Raw genomic sequence first — 3,104 nt, 5'->3', positions numbered from 1 at the left:
CTGTCCGGCCGCACGTCCGTGAGACAATCACGCGCTGGCCAGCACCCGTCGCGCGAGGTCGACGCGCAGGGTGCGAACCAGCCCGGAACCGGGCCTTGCCCATTCCGGCGCACACGGAGAACACATGAAACTGGTTGGATGCGGGTTGCTGTTGCTGGCGGTTGCGTCGCCGGCATTCGCAGGCGATCACTACGTCGAAATCTGGAACCCGCCCGAATCGCGCGGCGGCGCCCATCGCGACCGCGATACGCAGGCCGCCCTGCCGAAAGCGCAGAAGCACAAGCACGTCGCGCCGCGCCTGGTGGATGCCGGCGTGCGTCCGCCCGCGCTGGAAACCCAGAAGGCCATCACGAAGCCGCACGTCGGCGAAGCCGCGACGCCGCATGCCGCGCCCGGCGCGCCCGACATTCCGCGCCTGTTCACGCCGGACGGCAACGTGCTGCGCGTCGGCGCGCCGGGCGGCGTGCGCGCCCAGGTGCTGCGCTGATGGAAGCCGAAAGCTACAAGGGCTATCAGATCTGGGGGCACGCCATCCTCCAGCAGGAAGAAATCATGCAGCCCGACCGCTACGCGGCCAGCGGCACCATCACGCGCAACAACCGCCTCGTCGAGGCGTCGAGCGTGCTCGGCGTGTTCGACACCGAAGACGAAGCGCGCTTCGCCGGCCTCGACTGGGCGCGCGCCTGGGTCGACAGCCACGGCTGAACGCCGCGCCCACCCGGCACACGTTTCCGTTTCCCCCAATGCAGAACGGGCAGCTCCGCCAATGCGGATGCTGCCCGTTTCGTCATGCGCGCGACGCCGGGCGCCGCGCACATGTTGCCGCTTAGAAGCGGTGGATGATACCCACGCCCACGCCGACCATGTTCTTGGTCGTGGCCGGCACGGAGTTGAAGCCGTCGCCGATCGATGCCGTGGCGGCGATCACGCGGCCGTTCGACACCGTGTTGCCCGATGCGTGCTGGTAAGCCTCGACCGCGTACAGGCCCGTGCGCTTCGACAGGCTGTAGTACTGCGAAGCCGTGACCTGGTGGTAACGCGCTGCGCTGGCGACGCCGTTGGCGAGCGTGGCGGCCGTGTAGCTGTAGCCCACCGCCAGATCCCACACGGCAACCGGCTTGAAGTGCAGCACGGCGCCGGCCGTGTTGAAGATCGCCGTGTTGCGGAACGTCGAGTTCGAGCCCGGGATGTACTGCACGTTCGAGTACGACACCGACACGTCCCACTGCTGCGTGAACTGGTAGCCGGCCGTGACGGCCACGCGCTGCTGCGCCTGCGCCGTGATGTAGCCGTTGTTGATCGCCGAGACGGCCGTTTGCGCGCCGCCGTTCGACGTCGTGGAGTTCGCGCTCCATGCGCCGCCGCCCGAAGCCGCGTTGTTCACGCGCTGGAACGCCGCCGCCACGCCGAGCGGGCCGTTCATGTATTGCACGCCCGCGCTCCAGGTCGAGCCGGCGTTGACGCTGCCCGGCTGGCCGCCGAACGAGTACGAACCGCCGAACGTGAAGCCGTAGAACTTCGGCGACATGTAGACGAGCGAGTTGTTCGCGCGGTAGCTGGTGTCGAGCGAATCGATATCGCCCGGGTGCGCGCCGAAATAACCGGTCAGCCAGGTGGTCGGGCTATACGGCGACAGCAGCGTGTAGTAAGCCGTGTACTGACGGCCGGCCGTCAACGTACCGTACTTCGAATCCGACAGGCCGACGAAGGCCTGGCGCGTGAAGATGCCGCCCGTGAATTGCGACGTGCCGTTCGCCGTGTTGACGCCGGCTTCCAACGTGAAGACGGCCTTCGTGCCGCCGCCGAGATCTTCCGCGCCCTTGAAGCCGAAGCGGCTGCCTGCCCAGACGCCCGTCGACATCTTCACCGACGAATGGCCGCCCGAGGTTTGACCCAGCGCGCCGCTGCTGTTCTGGTAAGCCAGGCCGTTGTCGACGATCCCGTAAAGCGTGACGCTGCTCTGCGCTTGCGCGGCCGTAGCCAACACTGCAAGACCGATGGCCGTCATGGCAACCGCTACGTTCTTTTTCATTGCTTCTCCATCCTCAAGATTCTTTGGTCTTTTCCTGCGACATGGGCGAGTTCCATGTGGGAGCCATTCTGACCGATAAGCTGACAAATCCCTATCAGACAAATAGGCGACGTAGGCGGATTGCAACGAGGGAATTCACTAAACGGTTAGCGCTAAGGCGCGCTGCACAAAGCGTTTTTCCGTTTGAAAGGGCTGGTGCGGAAACAGCTCCCGGCATAAACCCTGATTTACTTTTGGGTCGCCATAAGCCGTAACCAAATTGTCATATGACGTTTGCCATGCTGCGTCGCAGCATCTATTGCGATTACGCAAACGCTTAATTTGGCGCCGTGGCATGCACGCATCAAATCTTACTGATTATTTTCAATTCAACGTGATTTGAACGATAAACGTAATAAATGAATTTCTCGGCCCGGCGCGCGGCGAACGACCTCGTTCGCCGAACGGATCGCAAGGCAAATCCGGCGTGGCTGGCGCGCGGCGGCGCTTTCGGGGGGACGTGGCAGGTGCATGGCGCGCCGGTTCGCCGGCGGCCGGGGGGAGACGATCGGGACACGCCGCATCGGGCCGGCGTGTCAATCGGGAACCGTGGCAATGACGGCGTGCGAAATCGTCCGTCCCTACCCGCAGCGGGATGAAAACGCGGGCGGCGGCTCGACGGCGCGCCGCCCGCCTTGCGAGGCTCAGATCACGTTGAAGTGATGCGTGCCGTCGCGGCCCAGTTGCTCGACGAGGCCGAATTCCCAATCGAGATAGGCCTGCATCGCAGCGGCCGCGTTCTGGGTGCCTTCGTACGGGCGGCGGTAGCGGTCGGTGCGCGGCGTGGCCAGGCGCGTCTCGCCGGTTTCGAGCGGCAGGCCGGCGTCGATCCAGGCCAGCGTGCCGCCGTCGAGCAGGTACACGCCGACATCGGCCGGCAGCAGCGCGCGCAGGTCGGCCGCCGCGAACGCCGCCAGTTGGCCGGTGCCGCAGGTCACCACGTAGCGGCGCGCGGCCGGAATCGCGGCCAGCGCCTCGCGCAATTGCGCGCGAATGGCATACCACGCGCCCGGCACGTGGCGCTTCACGTAGA

The 3,104-nt window shown here is 65.8% G+C and carries 4 protein-coding genes; 2 read left to right on the top strand and 2 right to left on the bottom strand.

What is annotated here, in order from left to right; translation table 11 throughout:
- Nucleotides 1–124 precede the first annotated feature (124 nt).
- Nucleotides 125–487 carry a hypothetical protein gene (locus tag G3N92_RS32120; RefSeq protein WP_206131560.1) on the top strand — a complete coding sequence of 121 codons (363 nt, stop codon included), beginning with the start codon at nucleotides 125–127 and terminating at the stop codon, nucleotides 485–487.
- Nucleotides 487–705: a hypothetical protein gene (locus G3N92_RS32115; RefSeq protein ID WP_206131559.1), complete on the top strand. Its 219-nt coding sequence runs from the start codon at nucleotides 487–489 to the stop codon at nucleotides 703–705. The genes G3N92_RS32120 and G3N92_RS32115 overlap by 1 nt, the downstream gene beginning before the upstream one ends.
- Nucleotides 706–826: 121 nt before the next feature.
- Here G3N92_RS32115 and G3N92_RS32110 read toward each other — a convergent pair whose 3' ends face one another.
- Nucleotides 827–2,032, bottom strand: a complete 1,206-nt coding sequence (locus G3N92_RS32110) for a porin (RefSeq protein ID WP_206131558.1) — start codon at nucleotides 2,030–2,032, stop codon at nucleotides 827–829.
- A 683-nt stretch (nucleotides 2,033–2,715) separates the two neighbouring features.
- Nucleotides 2,716–3,104, bottom strand: a 389-nt coding sequence (locus tag G3N92_RS32105) for a rhodanese-like domain-containing protein (RefSeq protein WP_339385864.1), incomplete at its 5' end; no start/stop codon positions are given.

It is taken from the genome of Burkholderia sp. Ac-20379, from assembly GCF_017104645.1.
Lineage (GTDB): Bacteria > Pseudomonadota > Gammaproteobacteria > Burkholderiales > Burkholderiaceae > Burkholderia.
Note: the sequence above shows the minus strand (reverse complement) of the source record. Positions and strands in the feature narration are given on the sequence as shown.

Coding starts and splice junctions, on each gene's coding strand:
- G3N92_RS32115 (WP_206131559.1), top strand. CDS start 487: ATGGAAGCCGAAAGCTACAAGGGCTATCAGATCTGGGGGCACGCCATC.
- G3N92_RS32120 (WP_206131560.1), top strand. CDS start 125: ATGAAACTGGTTGGATGCGGGTTGCTGTTGCTGGCGGTTGCGTCGCCG.
- G3N92_RS32110 (WP_206131558.1), bottom strand. CDS start 2,032: ATGAAAAAGAACGTAGCGGTTGCCATGACGGCCATCGGTCTTGCAGTG.